The sequence below is a fragment of the Limnothrix sp. FACHB-406 genome (assembly GCF_014698235.1).
Classification (GTDB): domain Bacteria; phylum Cyanobacteriota; class Cyanobacteriia; order CACIAM-69d; family CACIAM-69d; genus CACIAM-69d.
The window spans coordinates 1-21,194 of sequence record NZ_JACJSP010000003.1; the positions used below are offsets into that span (position 1 = coordinate 1).

General features: G+C 57.4%; 21 protein-coding genes, 2 tRNA genes, 4 pseudogenes and 1 CRISPR repeat array (1 of these 28 running past the window's edge). Of the genes and pseudogenes, 13 read left to right on the forward strand and 14 right to left on the reverse strand.

Features of this window, described 5'->3' with window-relative positions; all coding sequences use genetic code 11:
- Positions 1-106: 106 nt before the first annotated feature.
- A pseudogene (locus tag H6G53_RS03625) lies at positions 107-379 on the forward strand (DapH/DapD/GlmU-related protein); the annotation flags it as partial.
- Between the two features lie 122 nt (positions 380-501).
- Here H6G53_RS03625 and H6G53_RS03630 read toward each other — a convergent pair.
- From H6G53_RS03630 to H6G53_RS19150, 4 genes and pseudogenes are all read right to left on the reverse strand, one after another.
- Positions 502-951 carry a hypothetical protein gene (locus H6G53_RS03630; RefSeq protein WP_190530968.1) on the reverse strand — a complete coding sequence of 150 codons (450 nt, stop codon included), beginning with the start codon at positions 949-951 and terminating at the stop codon, positions 502-504.
- 409 nt (positions 952-1,360) lie between these two features.
- A complete protein-coding gene (locus tag H6G53_RS03635) occupies positions 1,361-1,672 on the reverse strand; it encodes a hypothetical protein (RefSeq protein ID WP_190530969.1) in 312 nt (103 codons plus the stop codon).
- A 104-nt stretch (positions 1,673-1,776) separates the two neighbouring features.
- Positions 1,777-2,511: an alpha/beta fold hydrolase gene (locus H6G53_RS03640; RefSeq protein WP_190530970.1), complete on the reverse strand. Its 735-nt coding sequence runs from the start codon at positions 2,509-2,511 to the stop codon at positions 1,777-1,779.
- 109 nt (positions 2,512-2,620) lie between these two features.
- Positions 2,621-2,886: pseudogene (locus H6G53_RS19150) on the reverse strand (GNAT family N-acetyltransferase); the annotation flags it as partial.
- 21 nt (positions 2,887-2,907) lie between these two features.
- On the opposite strand from H6G53_RS19150, the pseudogene H6G53_RS19155 reads away from it, so the two are divergent.
- From H6G53_RS19155 to H6G53_RS03665, 5 genes and pseudogenes are all read left to right on the forward strand, one after another.
- Positions 2,908-3,204 (forward strand): annotated as a pseudogene (locus H6G53_RS19155) (transposase); the annotation flags it as partial.
- 34 nt (positions 3,205-3,238) lie between these two features.
- Positions 3,239-3,676 (forward strand): Uma2 family endonuclease, encoded by a 438-nt coding sequence (locus H6G53_RS03655; RefSeq protein ID WP_347343096.1) that lies wholly within the window; start codon positions 3,239-3,241, stop codon positions 3,674-3,676.
- A 30-nt stretch (positions 3,677-3,706) separates the two neighbouring features.
- Entirely contained in the window at positions 3,707-4,597 is an 891-nt protein-coding gene (locus tag H6G53_RS03660; RefSeq protein ID WP_190530972.1) for a PD-(D/E)XK nuclease family protein, read from the forward strand.
- A gap of 331 nt (positions 4,598-4,928) precedes the next feature.
- A complete protein-coding gene (locus H6G53_RS18905; protein WP_099533167.1) occupies positions 4,929-5,051 on the forward strand; it encodes a hypothetical protein in 123 nt (40 codons plus the stop codon).
- A gap of 50 nt (positions 5,052-5,101) precedes the next feature.
- The gene (locus H6G53_RS03665; RefSeq protein WP_347278310.1) at positions 5,102-6,802 is read left to right on the forward strand and encodes an MBL fold metallo-hydrolase; all 1,701 of its coding nucleotides are present in this window, start codon (positions 5,102-5,104) and stop codon (positions 6,800-6,802) included.
- 318 nt (positions 6,803-7,120) lie between these two features.
- Here H6G53_RS03665 and H6G53_RS03670 read toward each other — a convergent pair whose 3' ends face one another.
- The 3 genes from H6G53_RS03670 to H6G53_RS03680 form a co-directional block, all read right to left on the reverse strand.
- Positions 7,121-7,315 carry a transposase gene (locus H6G53_RS03670; protein ID WP_370567784.1) on the reverse strand — a complete coding sequence of 65 codons (195 nt, stop codon included), beginning with the start codon at positions 7,313-7,315 and terminating at the stop codon, positions 7,121-7,123.
- 156 nt (positions 7,316-7,471) lie between these two features.
- Positions 7,472-8,230: a HEAT repeat domain-containing protein gene (locus tag H6G53_RS03675; RefSeq protein ID WP_190530974.1), complete on the reverse strand. Its 759-nt coding sequence runs from the start codon at positions 8,228-8,230 to the stop codon at positions 7,472-7,474.
- An 11-nt stretch (positions 8,231-8,241) separates the two neighbouring features.
- Entirely contained in the window at positions 8,242-8,892 is a 651-nt protein-coding gene (locus H6G53_RS03680) for a thylakoid membrane photosystem I accumulation factor (RefSeq protein WP_190528874.1), read from the reverse strand.
- Positions 8,893-9,354: 462 nt separating this feature from the next.
- Here H6G53_RS03680 and H6G53_RS03685 point away from each other — a divergent pair, with 462 nt between their 5' ends.
- Complete coding sequence (locus tag H6G53_RS03685; protein ID WP_099532097.1) at positions 9,355-10,338, forward strand: GntR family transcriptional regulator; 984 nt, start codon at positions 9,355-9,357, stop codon at positions 10,336-10,338.
- A gap of 83 nt (positions 10,339-10,421) precedes the next feature.
- Here the strand turns inward: H6G53_RS03685 and H6G53_RS03690 are convergent, their stop codons facing one another.
- Positions 10,422-10,886 (reverse strand): hypothetical protein, encoded by a 465-nt coding sequence (locus H6G53_RS03690; RefSeq protein ID WP_190530975.1) that lies wholly within the window; start codon positions 10,884-10,886, stop codon positions 10,422-10,424.
- A gap of 211 nt (positions 10,887-11,097) precedes the next feature.
- Between H6G53_RS03690 and psb28 the strand changes: the two genes are divergently transcribed.
- Together psb28 and H6G53_RS03700 are read left to right on the forward strand one after the other, a co-directional pair.
- Positions 11,098-11,439, forward strand: coding sequence for a photosystem II reaction center protein Psb28 (gene psb28 / locus H6G53_RS03695; protein ID WP_099532117.1), 342 nt, complete (start codon positions 11,098-11,100; stop codon positions 11,437-11,439).
- Between the two features lie 99 nt (positions 11,440-11,538).
- A complete protein-coding gene (locus H6G53_RS03700) occupies positions 11,539-12,057 on the forward strand; it encodes a molybdenum cofactor biosynthesis protein B (RefSeq protein WP_190530976.1) in 519 nt (172 codons plus the stop codon).
- A gap of 353 nt (positions 12,058-12,410) precedes the next feature.
- On the opposite strand, the gene H6G53_RS03705 is transcribed toward H6G53_RS03700, so the two are convergent.
- From H6G53_RS03705 to murA, 3 genes are all read right to left on the reverse strand, one after another.
- A tRNA-Leu gene (locus H6G53_RS03705) sits at positions 12,411-12,491 on the reverse strand.
- 14 nt (positions 12,492-12,505) lie between these two features.
- Positions 12,506-13,369: a M48 family metallopeptidase gene (locus H6G53_RS03710; protein ID WP_190530977.1), complete on the reverse strand. Its 864-nt coding sequence runs from the start codon at positions 13,367-13,369 to the stop codon at positions 12,506-12,508.
- Positions 13,370-13,428: 59 nt separating this feature from the next.
- Positions 13,429-14,775, reverse strand: coding sequence for a UDP-N-acetylglucosamine 1-carboxyvinyltransferase (gene murA, locus H6G53_RS03715; RefSeq protein ID WP_190531272.1), 1,347 nt, complete (start codon positions 14,773-14,775; stop codon positions 13,429-13,431).
- A gap of 46 nt (positions 14,776-14,821) precedes the next feature.
- Between murA and H6G53_RS03720 the strand changes: the two genes are divergently transcribed.
- The 3 genes from H6G53_RS03720 (at position 14,822) to H6G53_RS03730 (ending at position 16,048) form a co-directional block, all read left to right on the forward strand.
- Positions 14,822-15,013, forward strand: a complete 192-nt coding sequence (locus H6G53_RS03720; protein ID WP_190530978.1) for a hypothetical protein — start codon at positions 14,822-14,824, stop codon at positions 15,011-15,013.
- A 160-nt stretch (positions 15,014-15,173) separates the two neighbouring features.
- A tRNA-Leu gene (locus tag H6G53_RS03725) sits at positions 15,174-15,257 on the forward strand.
- Positions 15,258-15,271: 14 nt separating this feature from the next.
- Entirely contained in the window at positions 15,272-16,048 is a 777-nt protein-coding gene (locus H6G53_RS03730; RefSeq protein WP_190530979.1) for an RNA methyltransferase, read from the forward strand.
- Positions 16,049-16,224: 176 nt separating this feature from the next.
- Here the strand turns inward: H6G53_RS03730 and H6G53_RS03735 are convergent, their stop codons facing one another.
- From H6G53_RS03735 to psbX, 3 genes and pseudogenes are all read right to left on the reverse strand, one after another.
- Positions 16,225-16,794 (reverse strand): biopolymer transporter Tol, encoded by a 570-nt coding sequence (locus H6G53_RS03735; RefSeq protein ID WP_234406568.1) that lies wholly within the window; start codon positions 16,792-16,794, stop codon positions 16,225-16,227.
- A 394-nt stretch (positions 16,795-17,188) separates the two neighbouring features.
- Positions 17,189-18,028, reverse strand: a pseudogene (locus H6G53_RS03740) (Ycf66 family protein); the annotation flags it as partial.
- A 136-nt stretch (positions 18,029-18,164) separates the two neighbouring features.
- Positions 18,165-18,287, reverse strand: a complete 123-nt coding sequence (gene psbX / locus H6G53_RS03745) for a photosystem II reaction center X protein (RefSeq protein ID WP_099533165.1) — start codon at positions 18,285-18,287, stop codon at positions 18,165-18,167.
- Positions 18,288-18,545: 258 nt separating this feature from the next.
- Here psbX and H6G53_RS03750 point away from each other — a divergent pair, with 258 nt between their 5' ends.
- On the forward strand, positions 18,546-18,833 hold the full coding sequence (locus H6G53_RS03750) for a YggT family protein (RefSeq protein WP_190530981.1): 288 nt from the start codon (positions 18,546-18,548) through the stop codon (positions 18,831-18,833).
- A 111-nt stretch (positions 18,834-18,944) separates the two neighbouring features.
- Positions 18,945-21,194: direct repeats of the CRISPR family, unit length 37 nt; unit sequence GTTTCAATCCTCGCCCAGCCCGGGGGCCGGGCGCTGC; it runs 229 nt beyond the window's last position.

Consider the following 21,194-nt stretch of genomic DNA (forward strand, 5'->3'; position numbering starts at 1 on the left):
AGACGACTCATGAGCTGGGTGATACTTCGGGTAGGTCTAGCCTAAAACCGAATTTAGAGCTGCCAAGTCGGCTTTAGCTTCTCTTTATGAATTAGCTCTAATTGGCCCTCGGGTCAGCATTTTGACGGCAACCCACCCGATCGACCCGGATTTGCGGCGATCGGGTCAGGAATTTGGCAAGCCGATCTCGATCGGCAATAACGTTTGGATTGGCGGCGGCGCGATTATCAACCCCGGCGTAGCGATCGGTGACAACGTGGTGGTTGCTTCCGGTGCAGTGGTTACCAAAGACGTGCCCGATGGTTACATCGTGGGCGGTGTCCCCGCCAAAATCATTCGACATTGCACCGAAAATTCGCGTGAAAGTCGGATTTCATGAATCAAAATTTCGGTTTTGGTGCTCAATCGCGATCGCCCATTCTATCGGTTTTTTTCGTTGCTGTAATACCGAATCAACTTTTTCAGTTTGCTCTAACAGGTTTGTTCCACTGCTGGTACTTATCAACTAGTTTCCTCTTCTTGAAATGGGTTTGCGTACCACTGTACGTACCACAGTTCTAAATCCTCATCATCTGGATAGTCCTCATACTTTGGAATATGAATCTGGTAAGAATCTTGAAAAAACAAATTGAGACTGCTATCTTTCAAAAATTCATATCCTGTGAATACGCTTTGATTTAACGGATGAAATAGATTGCACCATTCTTTGAATCTTGGCTTGTAATCAATATCTTCATGATGTGGGCAGAAGGAGGCATCTGTAATCAGTTCTCCATGCTGCATGAATGACCAAGGTGGGTCAATCCAAATGTAACCTTTCCTCTTTAACTGGCCTCTTTCTTCAAATCTGATTTTGATTGAATTACAAGCGATCGAGTGGGAGCAATTTTTCCCAACAAAATCTCTCAAAATTGGTTCATACTGCTGTCGGTCACTAACGGTGTAATCCAATTTTCTGCCTCATTCCCAGCGCTACAGATATGCTAACAACCTTCCATCTTCGAGCTATTAACCTTGACGACTGACAAGGGATCTGCCAGACACGTCTATAACCTTACCGATCGCCCTGAAAACGCCACAGCCCCAGCCCAACAGCGCGATCGCCCGTTTCGCCAGGTTCTCAGCCATCAAACCATTGAGGCTCATCAGACGATCGGCTCCAGCATTGCACTCGTACCGCTGGTCACGATCAACAACGCATCACTGCCGAAGAGGCGATCGAACGCTGTGCATCATCCACCGCAAGATAACGACCCAAGCTCAGCGACCCGGCGCACGGGGCGTAACGATTGCACACTAGGTGTCATAGTTTGTAACTTCCTCACTTTGGCCTCCAACTCTCCGGCAAGAATCGCCCTAACTACGCGAAAACGTCTTCGCCGTAGGCTCTCGCAATCGCGGTGTCGAAACGGCTGGCAAACTCGCAGAACTCCTGCCCCCAACCACTGCTCACACTGACCTCCTGGATTGGGCCGGCGGGAAGAAACAAAAGCTCAATGTCGGAACGCTTGGGTATGTCGCCAGACTCAATGCGAGAAACAATGCTGTCAATCTCTCGAAGTGCTGCCGGTGCATCCTGCCATGAAGACCAATCAAAGTTATTGTCGGGCCGCGAAAGGAACTGGCGCACCTCTCGGAGAACCTCAACCAACTGTTGGTGCTTGGAATTCATAGAGACGTGCGAATGACACCTAACGACCCAAGCTCAGCGACCCGGCTCGCGGGACGCCACGATTGCAACCGGAGCGCGATGGCCGGGGTCGCTGCAGCGCATGGTTAGGCGGCATGGGTGATGACCTCATCGGCTACCTCATTTAGTGTGGTCGCCACCTGCTCCGGCCGCTCCAGCATCGGATAGTGGCAGGTGTCCAGCGATACGACTCGGACATCCGCGCCCAGATTGGCCGCCATGCGTTCCTGAAACTGCGGAGATAATGCTCCCCGGTCACGCAGGCACTGGATATAAGTGCAAGGTGCCGGAGGCCGTCCGTTCCAACGCAGCGGCTCAAGCACCAGTGACCTCGACTCCGCCGTGAACCGGGTGCACGCCGCCTGCACCCGCCGCGCATCCAGACCGTTGAGCATCGTCCGCTCCGCCATCCGTGGTGACTGGGTAAATACCGGACCGCTGCGCCACAAAACAACGCGGCTGGCCACGCGCATCAGGAACGGAAACGAACCAGTAATCGAAACACCCGGTTGTGGCACCGGCCCGGCGATGATCACGAGGCCAGCCACTCGCTCTGCCAAACTCTCCGCCAGCGCCAGTACCACCGCCGCGCCCAACGAATGCCCGACGAGAATAAGCCTCGGTTGCTCCGGCAACTCTGCCCGGATGCTGCGGACACACTCAGCAAAACTCAATGAGCACAAGTCACCAGGTCGCTCCCCGTGCCCAGGCAAATCAACCGCCAACGCAGGCCGACGCAGGTGCGGCCTGACCTCATCCCATACCCACGATCCCGCATGTCCCCCATGCACCAGAACAAATATGACCTGCGATGAACTCATGGTGTTGAAAGTGTGATGCGCGTAATGCCGCCTAACGACCAAGATAAGCGGCAGCAGATAACTTGCGCAACTCTACCAAAATCTCTCAAGTGTCCGCTTCATCGACTTGTTATGCAGTTGCCCACGGAACCCATCTCAAAAACATCGATTACCATGCTGATCTACAATTTCTGCGCCTAGCCGATTATAAAAATGAAGCCCACGGGTATTCCGGGCATCAGCATTCCAAGCAAGATGGGTACAGTCATTTTCCTTAGCAATTTGAGCTAATTGAACCATTAATGCTGCTCCTGCACCCTGACTTCTCATCTTGTCATCCACATACAGATCATCAAGCCAAATACTTGGCTGACCGGCAAATGATGAGTACCTGAATCTGTCATTCAACACTTCTGAGAGAAGCTATCTCGGCTAGAGGTTATTTGGGTTGATCAGGGGTATTCCGGGAAAAAGTTTGCGGATGCTGTGAAGCGTGTGTGTGGCGAGAGTGTGCGAGTGGAGGTGATCAGCCGAATCGGTAAAGGGTTTGAGAGGTTGCCCAAGCGGTGGATTGTCGAGCGGACGTTTGGCTGGCTAAACCGATTTCGGCGATTGAGCAAGGACTATGAGTTGTATTCGGAGACGAGTGAAGGGATGATCTATGGCTGCTTAATGCATTTGATGGTGAAACGATTAGCGGGGATGGCTGATTAATATTGTCTTTATAAATCAGCTCTTACATGGCCACATTTGTAGCACCCTGATGATTTTATTGGGGAGTTATATTCGGAGCCAAAAACTGGGATTGCTCTTTGACCCCAGCACTGGCTTCAAGATGCAAAATGGCAACAGACGATCGCCCGATTTAGCCTTTTTTGCCAAAAACCAACTTCAAGGACTCACCACCCTACCCACCGGTTTTCTCGAAGTCGCACCCGACTTAGCCGTTGAGGTATTATCGCCAGGAAACACCGTCGAAGAAATTGACGGGAAAATCACGGAATATTTTGCTAACGGTACAAGCTTAATGTGGGTGATTAATCCACAGCAGCGCTATATTTTGGTTTATCGATCGCCCCAAGAACCCGATCGCCTTCTTAAAACAGCCGATCGCCTCGATGGTGAAGCGATCATTCCAGATTTCAGCCTCCCGATCGCTGAACTATTTCAAGAACTTGATTTTTAATGGCTTTGGATAGCCACATTGTTTTGCATGATGCAGCATTTGTCCCAAGGGGTTTTGAATGCTTGGATGACCTGTCCGCGACAGTTTCAACATCTCTATTTGGATTGTTTACTGTTGCCGGCCAATCCCCACCAACAGGAACGAATGGTTTGGGGAAGTCGATTCCATTGGCTGATGCAACAATCCATTCAGAGCCGTGGAACGGACTGCAAACTCACTGAATTGGGGGCTGAATCGGCGGCCAAGATGTCCTTGGTTTTGCAGGCAGAAGAGGATGCGGAAGCCCAAGCGCTCCATCAAGCGGTCGATCGCACTTGGGATAGCCTGCGCCAGTGGTGGGATCAATCGGGAGCCAGCGATTGGGAACTGGATGCGGAACATCGCCGCACTTGGGTGATGGGCGATCGCCTACTCACTGTGGTGTATGACCTATTGGCAACCCGGCCCACGGAAGCGCAGATTTTTGATTGGAAAACTCACGCCCAACCCCTGTCGCGCGATCGACTGCAAGAGGATTGGCAAACTCGTTTGTATCTTTTTGTGTTGGCGGAAACGAGCCATTTACCGCCCGATCGCCTGGCCATGAGCTATTGGTTTGTCCGATCGCCGGCCGCTTCGACCGCCGCCAACGGGCCGGAGTTGGCTTGCGAAACGTTTGCATACAGCGCCGATTGGCACCAATCAACCCAAGCACAATTGCTGGAGATGGGCCAAGCGATTGATCAGGCGATCGCTGCCTATCACGGGGGGCAGGCGCTGCCACAATTGCCGGCCCACAGCCCCGCCTGTCGATCGTGTTCCTTTGCCAGCCGTTGCGGCCGATCGCCCTCGGTGGCGGAATCGGCCGTGGCGGCTTTGCCTTGGACGTTGGCGGAACCGCTCGATCGCCTGTGGGACGCGATCGAGGAAATCCCGATTTGAATTGGGCTTTTGAATTGGATTTTAGAATTAGCTTTTGGAATTAACTTTTGAAATTTTTTGGAATTTGATGCCAACTGATCGGGCCTGAGTTGGGTCTCAGTTGGGTCTGATCTGTCCTGGCCCCAATCGGCTCAGGGCCGTTGGCTGCATCCCGATTTGACAGCCCGGGAGCCGCTCGATACGGTAGAAGAAAGGCTCGAAGCCTCAAACCCGCCGCCGGATCCTTGGTTTCGGCCCGGGGCATCAATGAAATTTGGGAAAATTCGGGAATTTAACATTTCCCCAAGCTTCCCCCCCTATTTCCTTTAGCTGGTGTGAGTGGTTGCGTCCCATGGATGTGAAATTGATTTTGGCGGTGTTGACCGGTTTGTTTACGGTGGCTTGCCTGTTTTTTGGCACGCGCAACGGGTTTTACGACACGGATAACTATCACGGCAACGGTTCGGCTCACTAACGAAGGGCGATCGGCCCAGTGGCGGCCGATCGATCAAGGAACCCAAACCTGTGACCGAGCTAGAGTGCTTGCCCTATGCCGTGGGCCATGGGGGCGAAGGGATGTGTCTGGTGGTGCGATTGGGAACCCATCGCGTCATGTTGGATTGTGGCTTGCGGAGCCTGTCGCCCCTCCTGGGTGAAGCGTGGGATCATCCAAACCCCATCCGACCGCGATCGGGCATGGTGGGCTGGGGCCGAATGCCGGCCGATTGGGTGGTTTGCAGCCATGCCCACCGCGACCATGCACGCGGCTTGCTGAAGCTCCATGAGCAGTTTCCCCATTTGCCGATTTTTGCCAGCGGCGAAACAGCCCAACTGTTGCCCACCAATTGGCTCGATCGCCCTCTGGAGTCAATTCCGCTGTTTTGTCAGGCCCTTCCTTGGCGATCGCCCGTGGCCTTGGCTGATGATTTGACGGTGGAGTTGTTGCCCGCTGGTCATTTGCCGGGAGCGGCCCTCACTCTGTTGCGATACCAGTCCCGGGCCGAATCCCGCAGCAATCGATCGCGCGAATATTGCGTGGCTTACAGCGGGGATTTTTTCCTGTCTAATGGCCGGTTGGTGGAAGGAATGCCCCTCACGGAGGTGCGCGGCCTTGCGCCGGATGTGTTGATCGTGGAGGGATCCTACGGGGTGGCCCGCCGATCGCGTCGTCGCCGCCAGGAAAATGACCTCGCGGATCAGGTCAGCCAAGCCCTGGCCCAGGGGCGATCGGTGCTGTTGCCCGTGCCGCTGTTGGGTCTGGGCCAAGAACTATTGATGCTGTTGCGCAGCCACCACTACTTCACGGGGCGCGAGTTCACCATTTGGGTCGATCGCCAGGTGGCGGCCGGCTGTGATGCCTATTTAGCAATTCTCGATCGATTGCCGGAGTCGGTGCAGAATTTTGCCCGCCATCAAAATCTGTTTTGGGATGATCGGGTGCGGCCACTTGTGCGGCGGCTGTCGAGCGATCAAAACGGGCCCGATTTGGCCCTGGAAGGCCCCTGCCTGCTGTTGGTGGATGATGATTTGCCCGTGGCCCAACTGTGCGATCGCTTCTGTCAGACAGGACGTTGGTTGGTGTCTGTGCAGGCGGCCGCGGGTGGCCGGTTGGAAGCCGAACCTCTCCGCAGCCCCCATGAGGGCGATCGAATTCTTTACAGCACCTATGAACTGTCGGAACATTCGGACGGCTTGGGCACGCTGCAACTGATTCACAACATGCGCCCTCAGCATGTGGTGTTTGTCCATGGGGGCATTGATCATTTGTCGGGTTTGGCGGCCCTGGATGAACTCAACAGCCGCTACCAAATCCATTGCCCCAGTGCGGGTGCTGCTTTGGAGTTGCCGATCGGGGAAAGCTTTGCCCAACCGGCCGCCCCGATCGAGCGATATGAAGGGGAAATTAGCACCGGAGAGGGAGCCGCCACGGTGCATCTGCCTGATGCGATCGTCCATAGTCCCCGCTGGAAAGCCTTTGCGGAAACGGGGCTGGTGGAAGTGCGCTGGCAGGGATCGGATTTGGTGTTGCGAGGCATGTCCCCTCGGGAAGTGCTCGATCGCAACACCGCCTGGCCCGACACGCCGGACTTGATCTGTTGCCAAACTTGCCAATTTTATCGGGGGCAACATTGCCGAAATCCCGCCTCTCCTCTGGCCGATCGGCGTGTGGCTCCCGATGGTTGTTGTCCGGTCTATGCCAGCAACAGCGATCGACAGCCTACCTAAACAGCAAATGTTGTTGCAGATATTGTTTAGAGCTAATTCATGAAGAGAATCTAAAGCCGAGGTTTTCAATCTTGGCAGCTCTAAATGAGGATTGAAACAGGTATTTGGGGTCATCACCCAGCCCGGGGGCCGGGCGCTGCGCCACGGCCCCCGGGCTGGGCGAGGATTGAAACAAACTACGCGGGATACCGCATCAAGGAATTCTTCATGTTGCGGCGAGGCTTGACCAGAAATTGCAGGCCATAGTCCTGCCACAACTGATGAGCTACCGCTTTTGAGACATAGTTTCAGTCAGCAAACACTTTGCCCCAACAGTCTTTACAGTAAGTTGCGTACCGGTTTGCGGCCATCGGTATTGCCAGAAGTTAAGCAGCAGTCGAGCAGTTCACCTTGGTCATTGACCACCAGATGCAGCTTGAGACCAAAGAACCAACCCATAGAGGTTCTGCCCCAGGCCGCTAACTCCTGAAACACCTGATGCTGGTGAGCACATTGGGGGCGACAAAGCAGCAGTCATCGATTTTGCAGAACAGAGCTTCTAGACTAAGCATGACGGGGTTGGGCTGAGTGTTGTTTTGGTTAATGCCTCAGCTTAACCAGTCCCGTCTTTCCTTCGCTCCCCTTAGCCCGAATTCACGTTCGGATTAGGGGTGGAGTGTGACGGCCTGGTTATAACCAGCCTTCCTGCTCCAGTTCCGCAATGATTTGCAGGGCGCGGGAATCTCCCAGCTTCAAGAGGGCCGATCGCGCGTCTTCCTTGATGCCGAGTTCGCGATCTTCCACCAGGGCTTCAATCAACCCATCCACGGCTCCCGCATAGATCGCATTGGAGGGCAAGTCGCGGCACAGTTGCCCCAGGGCCCAAGCACAGTTACTGCGTACGGCCGGAACAGGATCTTGGCGCAGGGCTAAAATCAGCGGCGGCACGGCCCCCACAATCGCCTCATAACCCACGGCTCCCATTTGCCCCAGGGAACTGGCCGCCCACAGGCGCACGGCCGCAATGTCCCGTTGCAGGGTTTGCACCAACGGAGCCAAGGCCCGGCGATCGCGCCCATTGCCCAGGGCCCAAACGATGCCTTTGCGCACGTAGCCATTCCAATCTCGTTGGAGTTGGCCAATCAAGGGGTCGATCGCCTCTGGATCTGGGTTGCGGCCCAAGGCATAGGCGGCGCTCATCCGCACCAACGGACAAACATCGTTAATGAGTAAAATCAGCCGTTCGCTGGCTCTGGGGTCTTGCAGCTCACAAAACGCCCTGGCTCCCACCGCACGCTGGGCCGGATCCGGATCTTGCAACAGTTGCAACATCACGTCTGGATCGGGGAGCGGCGTGGCTTCGCTCGGGGGCGGAGTTTCGAGAATGTTCAGATGATCTGACTCTGCTGAATCTAAGTCGAGTAACCCGAGGTCATCATTCACCGGCATAGCAGTCCTCCTTAGCGATCGCGGTTGGTCGATTGCGCCTTGGAGGCCGGCTTGGCCGGTTCTGGAACCAATTCCACATTCACCTCATTCACTTCCCGGCGGCGCAGTTCCACGGACTCCGAGCGCGGCAACAGGTTAAACACTGCTCGGAACCGATCGTCCAGTTCCTCGAAGGACACTTGACCGGCGCGATCGAGCAATACTTTCCCCGATTGATCAATTAAAACCGTTTGGGGCACAACGCCACGGTAGTAATGCGCCGGTTGCAGTGGATCCGCTACTGGCTCCAGGGGCAGAGAATCGGCCACAATGGGCAAAAAGTCCGCCGCTTTGCCATAAAACGCCTGCAATTGGGAGATTGTGGAGGAAAATCGCTTGCAATCGCGGCTATCGTCCACAAAAAACACCAACAGGGTGGGTCGCTGCCGTTCCCGCGATTGGGCCAAGGTCACCCGAGGCGGCACCAAAGAACCGTTGCCCGCATAGAGCGCAAAAATATTGCCATCAAAATTATCGTCATTCAATGTGGCCTGGGCTGGCAGGGCCCCCAAGGCCCAACCCCCGATCGTTAACGACAGCAGCAGGGCGATCGCCCGAGCTAGCCCCTGTCGTCCCCACCAGCGAGCAATAGCGCTGCCCAGTGCCAAACCCCGAACCCACATGACTATCCGTGACATTGAAACCGTGACATTTAAATCGTTAAAAAACGCAAGACAAAAACGCGAAATAGACAGCGTATAAGCCCCTTGCAGAGCCTATCCTATCGCGAACCGCGAAACCCCCCACGTCTGAATTGTGGCCCAATGCCCCGATCGGTCGCCGCAACTCTGGGACAATTGCGCCGGTCTGCTGGGGTCTCTCCGGGCGATCGCGCCAGGCTTCCTTGGCGGAAGATGTGCCACCCAACGGGCCGATTGGAATTTCCATGGGTATGATGGGGGGCAAGATCAGCCCAAAACCAGCCCTGCTCCGGTCAGTTCTCCGCTTTTTCGCTGAAAGGATCCTGGTCGGCACGCTGGGTCAAGGGCTTCAGTGACCACTCCTCTTCAGCGCCTCTCTCCCCTACGCTTACCGTTGTCTGTTCTATTCATTAACCCATTGAGCGAGCGGCTCTAGCTTTAGCTATGGTTCGGTTCCGTATTCAAGCTGACAGTGATATTCCGGCATCCACGCAGTTGTTTAACCAAATTCGGTTTGCGATCGCTTCGCGGCAGTTTCCGCCGGGGCACCGTTTGCCCAGCACCCGCCAACTGGCCATGGAAACGGGCTTGCATCGCAACACCATCAGCAAGGTCTATCGCCAGCTTGAAGATAACGGCCTAGTGGAAGCCCAGCCCGGCTCTGGCATTTACGTGCGGGCCTTGGGTCATGAAGGCGGGGCCCAACTCCGATCGCCCGTTTTTGACAAAAACCCCGAAGCCTATCAACTGGTGAAGCAAAGCCTCGATCGGCTAATCGAAGCCGGTTGCAGCCTCAGCACCGCTCGGGAACTGTTTTTGGGGGAAGTGGATTGGCGGTTACGATGCAGCGCCCGCGTGATTGTCACCGCCCCTCAACAGGACTTGGGGGTGGGCGAAATTATGGCCGGTGAAATTGAGCAATCGCTGCAAATTCCCGTGCAATTGGTGGCCATGGAAGATTTGCCAGCCGCGCTCGATCGCACCGCTTCTGCCACCGTGGTCACCAGCCGCTACTTCATTGGCGATGCGGAAAAAATTGCCGCCCCCAAATCGGCCCGCGTCATCCCCGTGGATATTTATGACTATGCCGAAGAAATTGAATTCGTGAAGAATCTCCCGGCCGGTACGCGGATCGGTCTGGTCAGCATCAGTCCCGGTTGGCTGCGGGCTTCGGAAGTGATTGTCCATAGCTTCCGGGGCGAAGAAATTTTGGTGATGACCACCCTCCCCAGCGACACCTACAAGCTCGGGGCATTGGTCAAAACCGTGCGCTATATCGGGTGCGATCGGGACAGCTTCCCCAAGGTCAAGGCCGCCGTTTCCGCGCACCGAGAAGACATCATCCGCCCCCCGCAGGTGATCTGTTGCGAAAACTACATCGGCAGCCAATCCATGAACCATCTCCAACGGGAGTTAGGCCTGGCCTAGGAACGGCCAAATCCAAGCATTGACCAGGCGATTATTGGCCGTAGTAAACATTGGCCGCGGCAAAATCACTGGCCATAGCAAAGTTACTGACCACGATAGTTGGACAGTCGCGCCAGGGTTGCCAAGGGTTGGACACCCGGATATTTTCGCCCCCGAATTTCCCAGGTAGGATAACCCTCGATCCCCGCCTGTGCGCACAGTTGCGGCTGCGGGTTGCGGCCTCGGGGGTCGCACTCAATGTAGCGAATTTGGTTGAACGCCTGACCAAATAATTCCTTTTGATTTTGGCAATGGCCGCACCAGTAGGCTCCATACATTTTTGCGCCAATTTGCCGCAGGTGTTGGGCCAAGCCTCGGGGGGAAACCGCCAGCATCCCTTCCCAGGATTGTTCGATCGCCCCTTGAATGGCGGGAGCTGCGGCCCTGGCCGGGTTCGCTGGGGTGGCTGCTTCTGCCAGAGTCGCCACCAGGCCCGCTCCGGCCAGGGCGGCGGCACAGCTCAGAGCAATCCAAGCTTGATTCGTTAGCAAGTTGCGGTTAGGTTTCATAACCAGTCCTGTTGTGCTCGTTGGAGTGCGGGTTTGTAGGCGCGGGTTGCTAGGCGCAGGTTGCTAGGCTCGGGTCGTTAGGCGCGGGTTTGTAGGCATTGATGCACGGCGATCGGCGGCGGTTGCCCATTTGGTGGGGTGGAGGTTTTGTGCGATGATCGAACGACGCTTTTTGGCGGTTCATCACGCTTCAACTACCAGTTTTAACAATATGGCAGTCATTCAATTCATCCGAGGCATTAACGAAGAGGTGGTACCTGATGTCCGCTTGACGCGATCGCGTGATGGGAGCAACGGCCGCGCCATCTTTATCTTTGATAACCCTAAAACGTTGGCTGCATCCGCCGATCAAGAAATCACCGGCATGTACCTGATCGACGAAGAGGGTGAGTTGATGACCCGTGATGTGAAAGGCAAGTTTGTTAACGGTCAGCCGTCGGGCATTGAAGCCTACTACGTCATGACCTCGGAGAACGATTGGGAACGGTTTATGCGGTTTATGAATCGCTACGCTGAAGCGAACGGCTTGGGCTTCACGAAAGCTGACAGCTAGCGATCGCCCAACTACTCAATTAGCTACTCAATTACGCCTAGCCACTCAGCGCCCGACCATTCCACCATCTCAGAACCATGCCCGAGGGGGTGATCGCCCATGAGTCAGCCACAGTCCCTGGAGGGGCCCCATCCCGATCGCGAGTCTCTTCAGGTGCGTTGTGCGGTAATCACCGTCAGTGATACGCGCAATTTTGAGACCGATCGCAGTGGGCAACTGATTCGCGATCGCCTGACCTGGGCGGGCCACTCGATCGTGACCTACCAGATTTTGAAGGATGAACCGGCGCTGATTGCGGAAACAGTGTTGCAACTGTGCCAAAACCCGGATATTGATGCCCTGTTGCTGAATGGGGGCACGGGCATTGCGCCTCGGGACACAACCTACGACGCGATCACCCGGTTGCTCGACAAGACTTTGCCCGGATTTGGTGAGCTGCTCCGGCAACTGAGCTTTGCAGAGGTTGGCTCACGGGCCATGGCTTCCCGGGCGATCGCTGGGGTTTGCCAAGGAAAGTTGGTGTTTTCGATGCCCGGATCGAGCAATGCGGTTAGCCTTGCCTTAGATTCTCTGATTCTGCCGGAGCTAATTCACTTGGTGACTCAGCTTCAGAAATAGCGGATAGAGATTCTGGGTTACAGATCGAAGTTAAAGATCAAAAATACAGCCCTTACCTCGATTACTAAGCACAGTAGCCCGTAGGGTGGGCACTGCCCACCGAACCGTTGCTTCATGGCATTTGCAATATGGCGTACCAATTATTTTAGGCAAAGGCTGTATGGATCGAAATGTTGATTTAGGAAGCTTTCTAGGTTAATTCAACCCGAGCTTAATTCAATATTAATTAATCACGAATCGGCTGATCAGTTGGGTGATCTGATCACCTTACCAATCGAGCGATTTAGATCAATCGAGTGACTTAGTTTGATCGGCTTCTAACCTGATTGATTCTTAATTTGATGAATCAAAAGTGGGCAAGGAGAGATTCGAACTCTCATGGATTTCTCCGCCGCATTTTGAGTGCGGTGCGTCTACCGTTCCGCCACTTGCCCGTAGCGCTCTGCAATTATAGCGGATTTTTTGAAAAATGGTGCAACAAATCTCGATATTCTCGGCTGTGGGCCCAACGATCAATTTCACGGGCCCGTAACACGGGAACGGGATGGGTCAAAGTTGCGGTGCGAGCGCGTTTGAGGGCAGCTCCCAGTTGGGATTGGTCGATCGCGTCATAGGCCCGAGCCTGGGCCAGGAATGCTTCGACATTCAACAGGGGCGCAAGATTCGGTGAGCCACCCGCCAATTTCATCAACACCGAAGCCACCACCGTAGGATCTTGCACGGCCAACAAAGCCGCTCGATCGCAGGTGAATTCTGCACAACGAGACCACTCCAGCAACCGCTCCTGCAAACCCTGGGCGAACCACCGTCCCCACTCGGGCACTTGTCCCGCCGCCAACACCAATACGTTGGCAAGGGTCAAATAGAGGCTATGTTCACACTTGAGATGACCCAGCTCGTGGGCAATCACTGCCTGGGTTTCCAGGGGGGTGAGCAAGTCCAACAGGGCCGAGTGAATGACTACGAAGGGCCGCCGCCCTCGCATGGCAAAGGTGTAGGCGTTGGGAACCGGGTGTTGGCGCACGTAAAGCTGCGGTGCTTCCAAGTCCAGCCGCTGGGCTGCCTCTTGCAACAGGTGGTGCAGATGGGGCAGTTGGTGGGGCCCCACCAACAGGCTGGCGGCAATGTTTTCGAGATACATCACCTCTTCCGCGATCGGGCCCACCAAATTACGCACCAGCAAATCCAAACCCGGCCAGCGATCGAGCGATTGGGTTGCTGCCAAATCGAGGGGGTGTCGAAACTGGTTGGCACGCAGCCCCAACAACCGCAGAGGCGCTGGGGAGGTGGAATGCTCGGAACCGTCAGCCATGGTGTTGGAAAAAGGAAGATTTGGAGGACGGGCCGCGGGGCCCTGGCTCTGGCTTGAGTTTAGCTCACGGCTGCGGGCACTGCGCCCTCTGCAAACCCATTCAGGCGCTGGATGTTGGCCCCGATCGAGCGGAGTTTGTTCTCAATGTTTTCATAGCCCCGATCGAGGTGATGCAGGCCGCGGATCGTGGTTTTGCCCCGGGCCGCCAAGCCTGCCACCACCAAGGCCGCCCCCGCCCGCAAATCCGAAGCGGTGACCGGCGCACCGGACAGGAACGGCACGCCCTTGACGATCGCCACCCGGTCTTTGACCCGAATGTTGGCCCCCATGCGATTCAGCTCTGCCACATGGCGCAGACGGTTTTCAAACACCGTTTCGGTAATGGTGCTGCTGCCTTCGCAGAGGGTGAGCAGGGCCATGAATTGGGCTTGCATATCCGTGGGGAAACCGGGGAACGGCAAGGTTTCCAAATCCGTGGCCAACAGGCCATGGCCGGGGAAAACGCGAATGTTGGTTCCCTCGATCGCCGTTTGCACCCCGATCGCCTCCAACTTGGCCAAAGTGGCGCTCATGTGATCGGGAATCACTGGCCCCACCAACAGGTCTGATCCTGTGGCCGCTGCCGCCACCAAAAACGTTCCCGCTTCGATGCGATCGGGAATCACGGAATGTTCAGTGGAATGGAGCTTTTCCACGCCCTCAATCACCACCGTGTCCGTTCCTGCGCCGCGAACCTTCGCCCCCATCGCGTTGCAGAAATTCGCCAAATCAATAATTTCCGGCTCCCGTGCGGCGTTTTCCAGGATGGTTTCCCCTTCCGCGAGGGTGGCCGCCATCATCAAGGTTTCTGTGGCTCCCACGCTGGGATAGTCCAGATAAATGCGGGCCCCCGTCAGGCGCGACTTGCCGCGAATGCTGGCGAATACAATCCCGCTGTCGATATGCACGTCGGCCCCCATGGCCTGGAGACCCCGCACATGGAGTTCCACGGGCCGCGCCCCGATCGCGCAGCCGCCGGGCAGGGGGAACCGGGCCTCGCCCATCCGGGCCAACAGGGCCCCAATGGCAAAGAAGCTAGCCCGCAGTTGGCTCACCAACTCATAGGGAGCTTCGGCGCGGTTGATGTGGCGTGCGTCAATTTCCCATGTGTCGCCCAGGCAGCGGGTTTTCAGCCCCAGCGCTTCCAACACCTGACCCATCCGCGCCACATCCACCAGCAAGGGCACGTTACGGATTCGGCATTCTCCGGAGCACAGCACCGTGGCCGCCAACAGCACGAGGGCGGAGTTTTTGGCTCCACTGACTGAGGCATGGCCGCTGAGTGGCTGACCACCCACGATTTCGAGGATGGGTTCATCCGCTTCGCGGGAAGCAGAGAGGGGGGAAGTGCTAGACGGGGAAACTATGGCCGTGGTCCTCCAAAAACGCGCGCCAAGCTGAAATGTTGCGAGAATGCAAATTTCGTTTAGATTCTACACAACTCAACTTCCCTGGCAATGTTCTCCAGATCCCGAAACCCACGCATGGGGGGCGATCGGTCAATTCCGGTTTTGGCACTTTCCCGGCAAGCTGCACCCCCATCAGGGCGATCAGACGGGGCGGGTCAATTACCTGAGCCAATGCTCCTCGGAGGCGGTTAGCTAGCGTCTGAGGGATGTTGGAGCGGGAGCAAAGATCATGGGCGATCGCTGGCGATCCGATCGCCATGGAACCCACTTTTTCAATGCTGCTCAAAAAAATCCAAAAAAAATTTCTAAAAGGGGTTGCGCTCCAGACTGAAAGTGCTAATATTAATTCCGCGCAAGCGGAACTGGCGGAATTGGTAGACGCGCAAGATTCAGGTTCTTGTGTTCGCAAGGACTTCCGGGTTCAAGTCCCGGGTTCCGCATCTTAAACGCCAACATGATTACAAGCGTCAAAAACCCACTGGTTAAGCAGCTTAAAAAGCTTCATCAAGCCAAGGGAAGACGCGAAGAAAATCAATTCTTAATCGAGGGAACTCATCTGTTGCAAGAAGCAATTGCAGTGGATTATTCCCTCGATTTTGTTTGTTGCACACCCACTTGGCAAGAAAAATATCCGGCGGATTTTGCGCGGGCGGCGGCCCACGCCCCGATCGAGCTGGTGGCCGAGTCAGTGCTCCAAGCGATTGCTACCACGGTGAACCCGGATGGGGTGGTGGCGGTGGCCCAGCGTTGCCCGATCGCCCCTCAGCGATCGCTCCAAATTGCCTTGGGCTTGGAACGGCTTCAGGATCCGGGGAACCTGGGCACGATCGTACGGGCGGCGGCGGCGGCCAGTTGTGGCCAAATTTGGTTAAGTGACGACAGCGTTGATCTGGATCATCCCAAGGTGTTGCGCTCCACGGCGGGTCAGTGGTTCCGAATGCCGATGCAGGTGGCGGAAGATTTGCGATCGACCGTGCGCGACCTGAAGCAACAGGGCTTCAAGATTGTGGCCACAGTACCCACGGCCGACCTCAGCTATTGGGAGGCGGATTTGCGATCGCCTGTGATGGTGTTGTTGGGCAACGAGGGCGCGGGTCTTTCTCCGGAGCTAATTGCTGAGGCGGATACGGCTGTGCGCATTCCCCTTGCGCCGGGGGTTGAGTCCCTGAATGTGTCGGTGACGGCGGCGCTCCTGCTGTACGAAATTCAACGCCAGCAAACCCGGGCCTAGAAACCCATTTCAGCCCAGAGCTTCACCCAAGCGTTTCTCTCCAAATTTTCAACCAGAATCTTCAATCCAACTCTTCAACCAGGATCTTCAATCCAAAATCTTTAGCCAGAATCTTTAGCCAGAATCTTTAGCCAGAATCTCAGACCCCAGCCTGTAGGGTTGAGAGCTGAGAAGTGCTAGGGTTCCGTGCTGGGTTGGGGTTGTCCTTCTGGCAAATCCAGTTCGATGTTGGTTCCCCGATCGAGCACTTCAATATCCCACTGGCCCCGGGCCCCGCTTTCAAACACAATAAAGCGACCATCGGGACTGATGCGGGGCGATCGCACCCAACCGCGATAGCCCTGGGTGAGCACTTGAACCTGGCCCGTCGCCCGATCGTATAGCTCAACTTCTGGGCGGGCGTAGTCGCTGGCCAGATAAACCAAATAGCGACCGGTTTGGCTGAGGCTGGGTTGCTCGGCGATCGCGTCTCGGCGGTTTAACCGAGGCAGCTCAATGAAGCGGCGCTGCTGCAAGTCAAATAGCAAAATCTGGCGGTTGCCCCCTCGGTTGGAAACAAAGGCCAACATCCGCCCATCGCCGCTGAGACTGGGCTGCTCATCGGCATAGCGGGAATTGAGGGTGAGGGGAATGTTGAGGTTGGCTCCGTTGCCACAAGCAACCAGGAGCGCGGCTGTGCTGAGAACAACCGCGCTCCGGCTTAGGGCCCGTTGACCCAATCTGAGGGACGATCGCAAAACGGACAAGGGCGTTTAGGGGAAGTTTCGCTGGAGGTTAGCGTTCAAACTTGACGGGGCGATCGAAGTCGTCTTCGTAGCGATCGCTGCCATTACCGTCGGAAAAACGGGCTTCCGAGTCACGGCTGCTGCCCAGGGAGCCATCACCTTCTTCGTCCTTGGGACTCAGATCCAGGGGCGGACGACTGCTGGCCTGGTCGGCGTAGCGATCCCAATCTTCTTCGGTGGGTTCCGGGTCGATCGGTTGATAGGACACGTAGCTATCGGCGGGTTCCACCTCTGCGGCATAGCTATCGCTGTAGCTGCTTTTGCGGGCGGGCGGTTCGTCAACGTAGTTGGTGCGGCTGACCGGTGGCTCATCGGCCAAGGGAGCCGTGCCAGAACGACGCTTGCGCGTGGGAGCGCGATCCTCGGGGCCGCTGGGTCGATCGCGCCGACTGCGAGGGGATCGATCGGGCTGTTCCCAGCGATCTTCGCCCCAAGATTCCTCCGATCGGGTTGGGTCAACTCTTGTGGAGTCAACTCGCGTGGAGTCAGCAGCGGGGCGACGGCTCGATCGGCTCACGGGCGGCTCGCTCCAATCGGCTCCCGTTTCGGGGCGGTTGGGCGGGCGCTGGGCGGGCCGACGCTTGCGAGGAACACCACCATCGGGGCTGGCTCCGGCACTGGGGCCACCAAAGGAATCGCGGTCATCGCGCGGGGGGCGTTGGGTCGGCGGTCGGCGGCGCGGCGGCGCATCATACCCACCATCACGACTATCGCGGCTGTCGCGGACTTCACGGCCATCGCGCGATCGGCTGCCATATTCCTTGCCATATTCCTCGGCGGCGCGGCTGTCGCGGCTGTCGTCGCTGCCCCGAATCCGGCGATTGTAGGGCTGGCGTTCGATCGGCTCCATGTCATCCAGCTCCGCCCGATACACCCGACTCACGGGCCGATCGTCATCCACCAGGGGCGCAGTGCGCTTGGCCTGCTCCGTGGTCACGTTCCGCAGCCGAATACTTTCGTAAGCGAAAAAGATGGCTGACCCTGCCAACAGGAATTGGCTGAATTGCAGAATCGGATCCAGCCGCCAGCTATTAAAAAACAGAATGCCACCGCACAGCAGACCCACCGCCGCGAAAAAGATGTCGTAATCGCGGGCCAGTCCTGGCTTGTACGATCGAATGAAATAGAGTGCAGCGCCCGCCACCGCGAGGATGATGCCGATGAGGCTGCCCCAGCTAAAGCCAACGTTAACCATCGTCCCTCAAGAACGTTACGGGTTTATTCTAACGACGAACGGCGGCTCCGATGGGGTTACCGGAACCGCCGTCCTTTGCGGGCGATCGCGCCGAGGCTATCCCAACCGCAGGGGCTGAGCGGCACGACAAGCAACCTTAGAAAGTGCGTTTTACCTTGTCGTTCTGGCTAATGACGATCAAGCCAACGGTAATCGGCAGCACCACAATTACGGCTCCCAAGAGCAGGCTCCACAGGAAATTCGCCAAAGAAGCAGTCATAGTTATCCTCGGATTGAAAACGCACAATTGGCTCTAGGGTTGTATTTTATCGCCCGATCGACGCTCTGTCGCCCCAGCGGAATTGAGAATTTCCCAGAATGATCCGTCAAGCTTTACGATCATCCGTGCTGCGGCTGATATCTCCGAGCGGGGTTGGGTGGCATCTGGGCCGGGCGCTGCCCTCTGAGCCAGATTTTGCGCTAGCCATCCCCCCGAGGCCGATCGCCCGCCCTTCTCAATTTCTACCCCAAGTTCGGCATGAGTACCGTTGTGATTGGATCGTGGGCCCTGAGCCTGCTGTTGGGTCTGTTCATTTTGTTGTTCATTGTCCGAATCGTACTGACTTGGTATCCCCAGGTGGATGCCCAAAAGTTGCCCTTTAAGTTGGCGGTGGCTCCGACGGAACCCTTTTTGAAGGTGACCCGCGCGATCGTCCCCCCGATCGGCGGCGTGGACATCAGCCCGATCATTTGGGTTGGTTTAGTGAGCCTTTTGCGTGAAGTGCTGCTGGGGCAACAGGGGCTGATTATCATGAGCTTGAACTAACCGAAATGCCGGTTTTTAGCCCAGTTCAAACCTAGGAGCTAACTCATAACAGAGAATCTAAAGCCGACTTTGCAGCTCTAAATCCGGATTTAGAGCTGATTTATAAAGCGACTATTAATCCTCGCCCAGCCCGGGGGCCGGGCGCTGCCCGTCTGTCAGCAGGTAGCTCTCCAGCAACTCACGCACTGTTTCAATCCTCGCCCAGCCCGGGGGCCGGGCGCTGCGTACTAGAACCCGAAGAATGCAATACAAACGACGACGTTTCAATCCTCGCCCAGCCCGGGGGCCGGGCGCTGCAATTCGTCGATAATGAAAATCACGGGTGGCTGATTCGAGTTTCAATCCTCGCCCAGCCCGGGGGCCGGGCGCTGCGAGGGCAATGACATCGCTTCGGTTGCGGCCGAGCTGTTTCAATCCTCGCCCAGCCCGGGGGCCGGGCGCTGCTATCCTGGCGAGCGGATGGGTGGATCAAACCCTGGTGGTTTCAATCCTCGCCCAGCCCGGGGGCCGGGCGCTGCACGACGGCAAAATGCCTGAAATTCCGGGCTAATCCTGTTTCAATCCTCGCCCAGCCCGGGGGCCGGGCGCTGCGGTTGACCATCCAAGGCGCGATCGAGGGTATCAAGTTTCAATCCTCGCCCAGCCCGGGGGCCGGGCGCTGCGTTGATCAGGATCCGGGAGTCAGAGGGGGACGTTGCCGGTTTCAATCCTCGCCCAGCCCGGGGGCCGGGCGCTGCTATCGCTCCACCTCTTGGCGATGCGACTCCTTGCCGAGTTTCAATCCTCGCCCAGCCCGGGGGCCGGGCGCTGCGATGGTTCGCGTCTACAGCCTTGAGGTCAGGAAGGAGTTTCAATCCTCGCCCAGCCCGGGGGCCGGGCGCTGCCCTGATTTCGACGCAGAAGCGCCATGCTGAACCAAGTTTCAATCCTCGCCCAGCCCGGGGGCCGGGCGCTGCGCCCTTTTACCGGCAGCGCCTACCGTACCGATTACCCCCCAGTTTCAATCCTCGCCCAGCCCGGGGGCCGGGCGCTGCACCGATCGCCCCGGTTAGTCCACATACCCCCCGTCTGTTGTTTCAATCCTCGCCCAGCCCGGGGGCCGGGCGCTGCCCTGGCCCAAGCGGCCCTGAGCTGGCCCAAGTAGCCCCGTTTCAATCCTCGCCCAGCACGGGGGCCGGGCGCTGCCTATCAGCAACGCACCACAGCGATCACTCAATCCACCGTTTCAATCCTCGCCCAGCACGGGGGCCGGGCGCTGCCTCAAATCGGGTGAAATTGCCGCCACCCTGACTTGTTTCAATCCTCGCCCAGCCCGGGGGCCGGGCGCTGCAGTCTTGGGGCGATCGAGCAATGGGCCAAGCGTGACCCGCGTTTCAATCCTCGCCCAGCCCGGGGGCCGGGCGCTGCGGGGAGTAGATTGGGCGGCGGCGTTTTTTCGGCTGTTTCAATCCTCGCCCAGCCCGGGGGCCGGGCGCTGCTTGGGCTGCCGGTGCTGCAAACGGTGGTGACGGTGTTGTTTCAATCCTCGCCCAGCCCGGGGGCCGGGCGCTGCTCGGAAGCCAGGGATAATTGGGTCGATCTCGAAGAGGTTTCAATCCTCGCCCAGTCCGGGGGCCGGGCGCTGCAATCAGCTCATCTTGCAAGTAGACCTTGACCGGGTGGTGGTTTCAATCCTCGCCCAGTCCGGGGGCCGGGCGCTGCGGAGCCGGGGCCGTGGCTTGCGGCATGGCGGCCGTTTCAATCCTCGCCCAGCCCGGGGGCCGGGCGCTGCAATTTGATTAAAACCGGCAATGCCACAGCCGTTTTGCAGTTTCAATCCTCGCCCAGCCCGGGGGCCGGGCGCTGCCCGATGAGACGAAAACCCCAGCGCGATCCGTCTGAACCGTTTCAATCCTCGCCCAGCCCGGGGGCCGGGCGCTGCCTAGAGGTCAAACAATCCGAGGCCGCAACCGGTGTCGGTTTCAATCCTCGCCCAGCCCGGGGGCCGGGCGCTGCATCAACAGATGATCTTGGATCACGACCACCACATGTTTCAATCCTCGCTCAGCCCGGGGGCCGGGCGCTGCCACAGTCCGGGGTGACTCAGATTGCGGAGTGGCTGGGGTTTCAATCCTCGCCCAGCCCGGGGGCCGGACGCTGCTCACTCATGGTTTTCACCTCCAATCCAATAACGTTGTGGCTGGGGTTTCAATCCTCGCCCAGCCCGGGGGCCGGGCGCTGCGCACCTTGTGGCGATCGACCGTCTTGGCCGACAGGGTGTTTCAATCCTCGCCCAGCCCGGGGGCCGGGCGCTGCGGCGGCCAACTGCCGCTGCCATGGCCCATACCCTCGAAAGTTTCAATCCTCGCCCAGCCCGGGGGC

Excerpts from the sequence above, each read along its gene's own strand:
- H6G53_RS03750 (WP_190530981.1), top strand. The coding sequence starts at position 18,546 with ATGAGTACCGTTGTGATTGGATCGTGGGCCCTGAGCCTGCTGTTGGGT.
- H6G53_RS03710 (WP_190530977.1), bottom strand. The coding sequence starts at position 13,369 with ATGGCTGACGGTTCCGAGCATTCCACCTCCCCAGCGCCTCTGCGGTTG.
- H6G53_RS03680 (WP_190528874.1), bottom strand. The coding sequence starts at position 8,892 with ATGTGGGTTCGGGGTTTGGCACTGGGCAGCGCTATTGCTCGCTGGTGG.
- psbX (WP_099533165.1), bottom strand. The coding sequence starts at position 18,287 with ATGACTGCTTCTTTGGCGAATTTCCTGTGGAGCCTGCTCTTGGGAGCC.
- H6G53_RS03640 (WP_190530970.1), bottom strand. The coding sequence starts at position 2,511 with ATGAGTTCATCGCAGGTCATATTTGTTCTGGTGCATGGGGGACATGCG.
- psb28 (WP_099532117.1), top strand. The coding sequence starts at position 11,098 with ATGGCAGTCATTCAATTCATCCGAGGCATTAACGAAGAGGTGGTACCT.
- H6G53_RS03690 (WP_190530975.1), bottom strand. The coding sequence starts at position 10,886 with ATGAAACCTAACCGCAACTTGCTAACGAATCAAGCTTGGATTGCTCTG.
- H6G53_RS03720 (WP_190530978.1), top strand. The coding sequence starts at position 14,822 with ATGCAAATTTCGTTTAGATTCTACACAACTCAACTTCCCTGGCAATGT.
- H6G53_RS03685 (WP_099532097.1), top strand. The coding sequence starts at position 9,355 with ATGGTTCGGTTCCGTATTCAAGCTGACAGTGATATTCCGGCATCCACG.
- H6G53_RS03635 (WP_190530969.1), bottom strand. The coding sequence starts at position 1,672 with ATGAATTCCAAGCACCAACAGTTGGTTGAGGTTCTCCGAGAGGTGCGC.
- H6G53_RS03660 (WP_190530972.1), top strand. The coding sequence starts at position 3,707 with ATGCAGCATTTGTCCCAAGGGGTTTTGAATGCTTGGATGACCTGTCCG.
- H6G53_RS03700 (WP_190530976.1), top strand. The coding sequence starts at position 11,539 with ATGAGTCAGCCACAGTCCCTGGAGGGGCCCCATCCCGATCGCGAGTCT.
- H6G53_RS03730 (WP_190530979.1), top strand. The coding sequence starts at position 15,272 with ATGATTACAAGCGTCAAAAACCCACTGGTTAAGCAGCTTAAAAAGCTT.
- H6G53_RS18905 (WP_099533167.1), top strand. The coding sequence starts at position 4,929 with ATGGATGTGAAATTGATTTTGGCGGTGTTGACCGGTTTGTTTACGGTG.
- H6G53_RS03675 (WP_190530974.1), bottom strand. The coding sequence starts at position 8,230 with ATGCCGGTGAATGATGACCTCGGGTTACTCGACTTAGATTCAGCAGAG.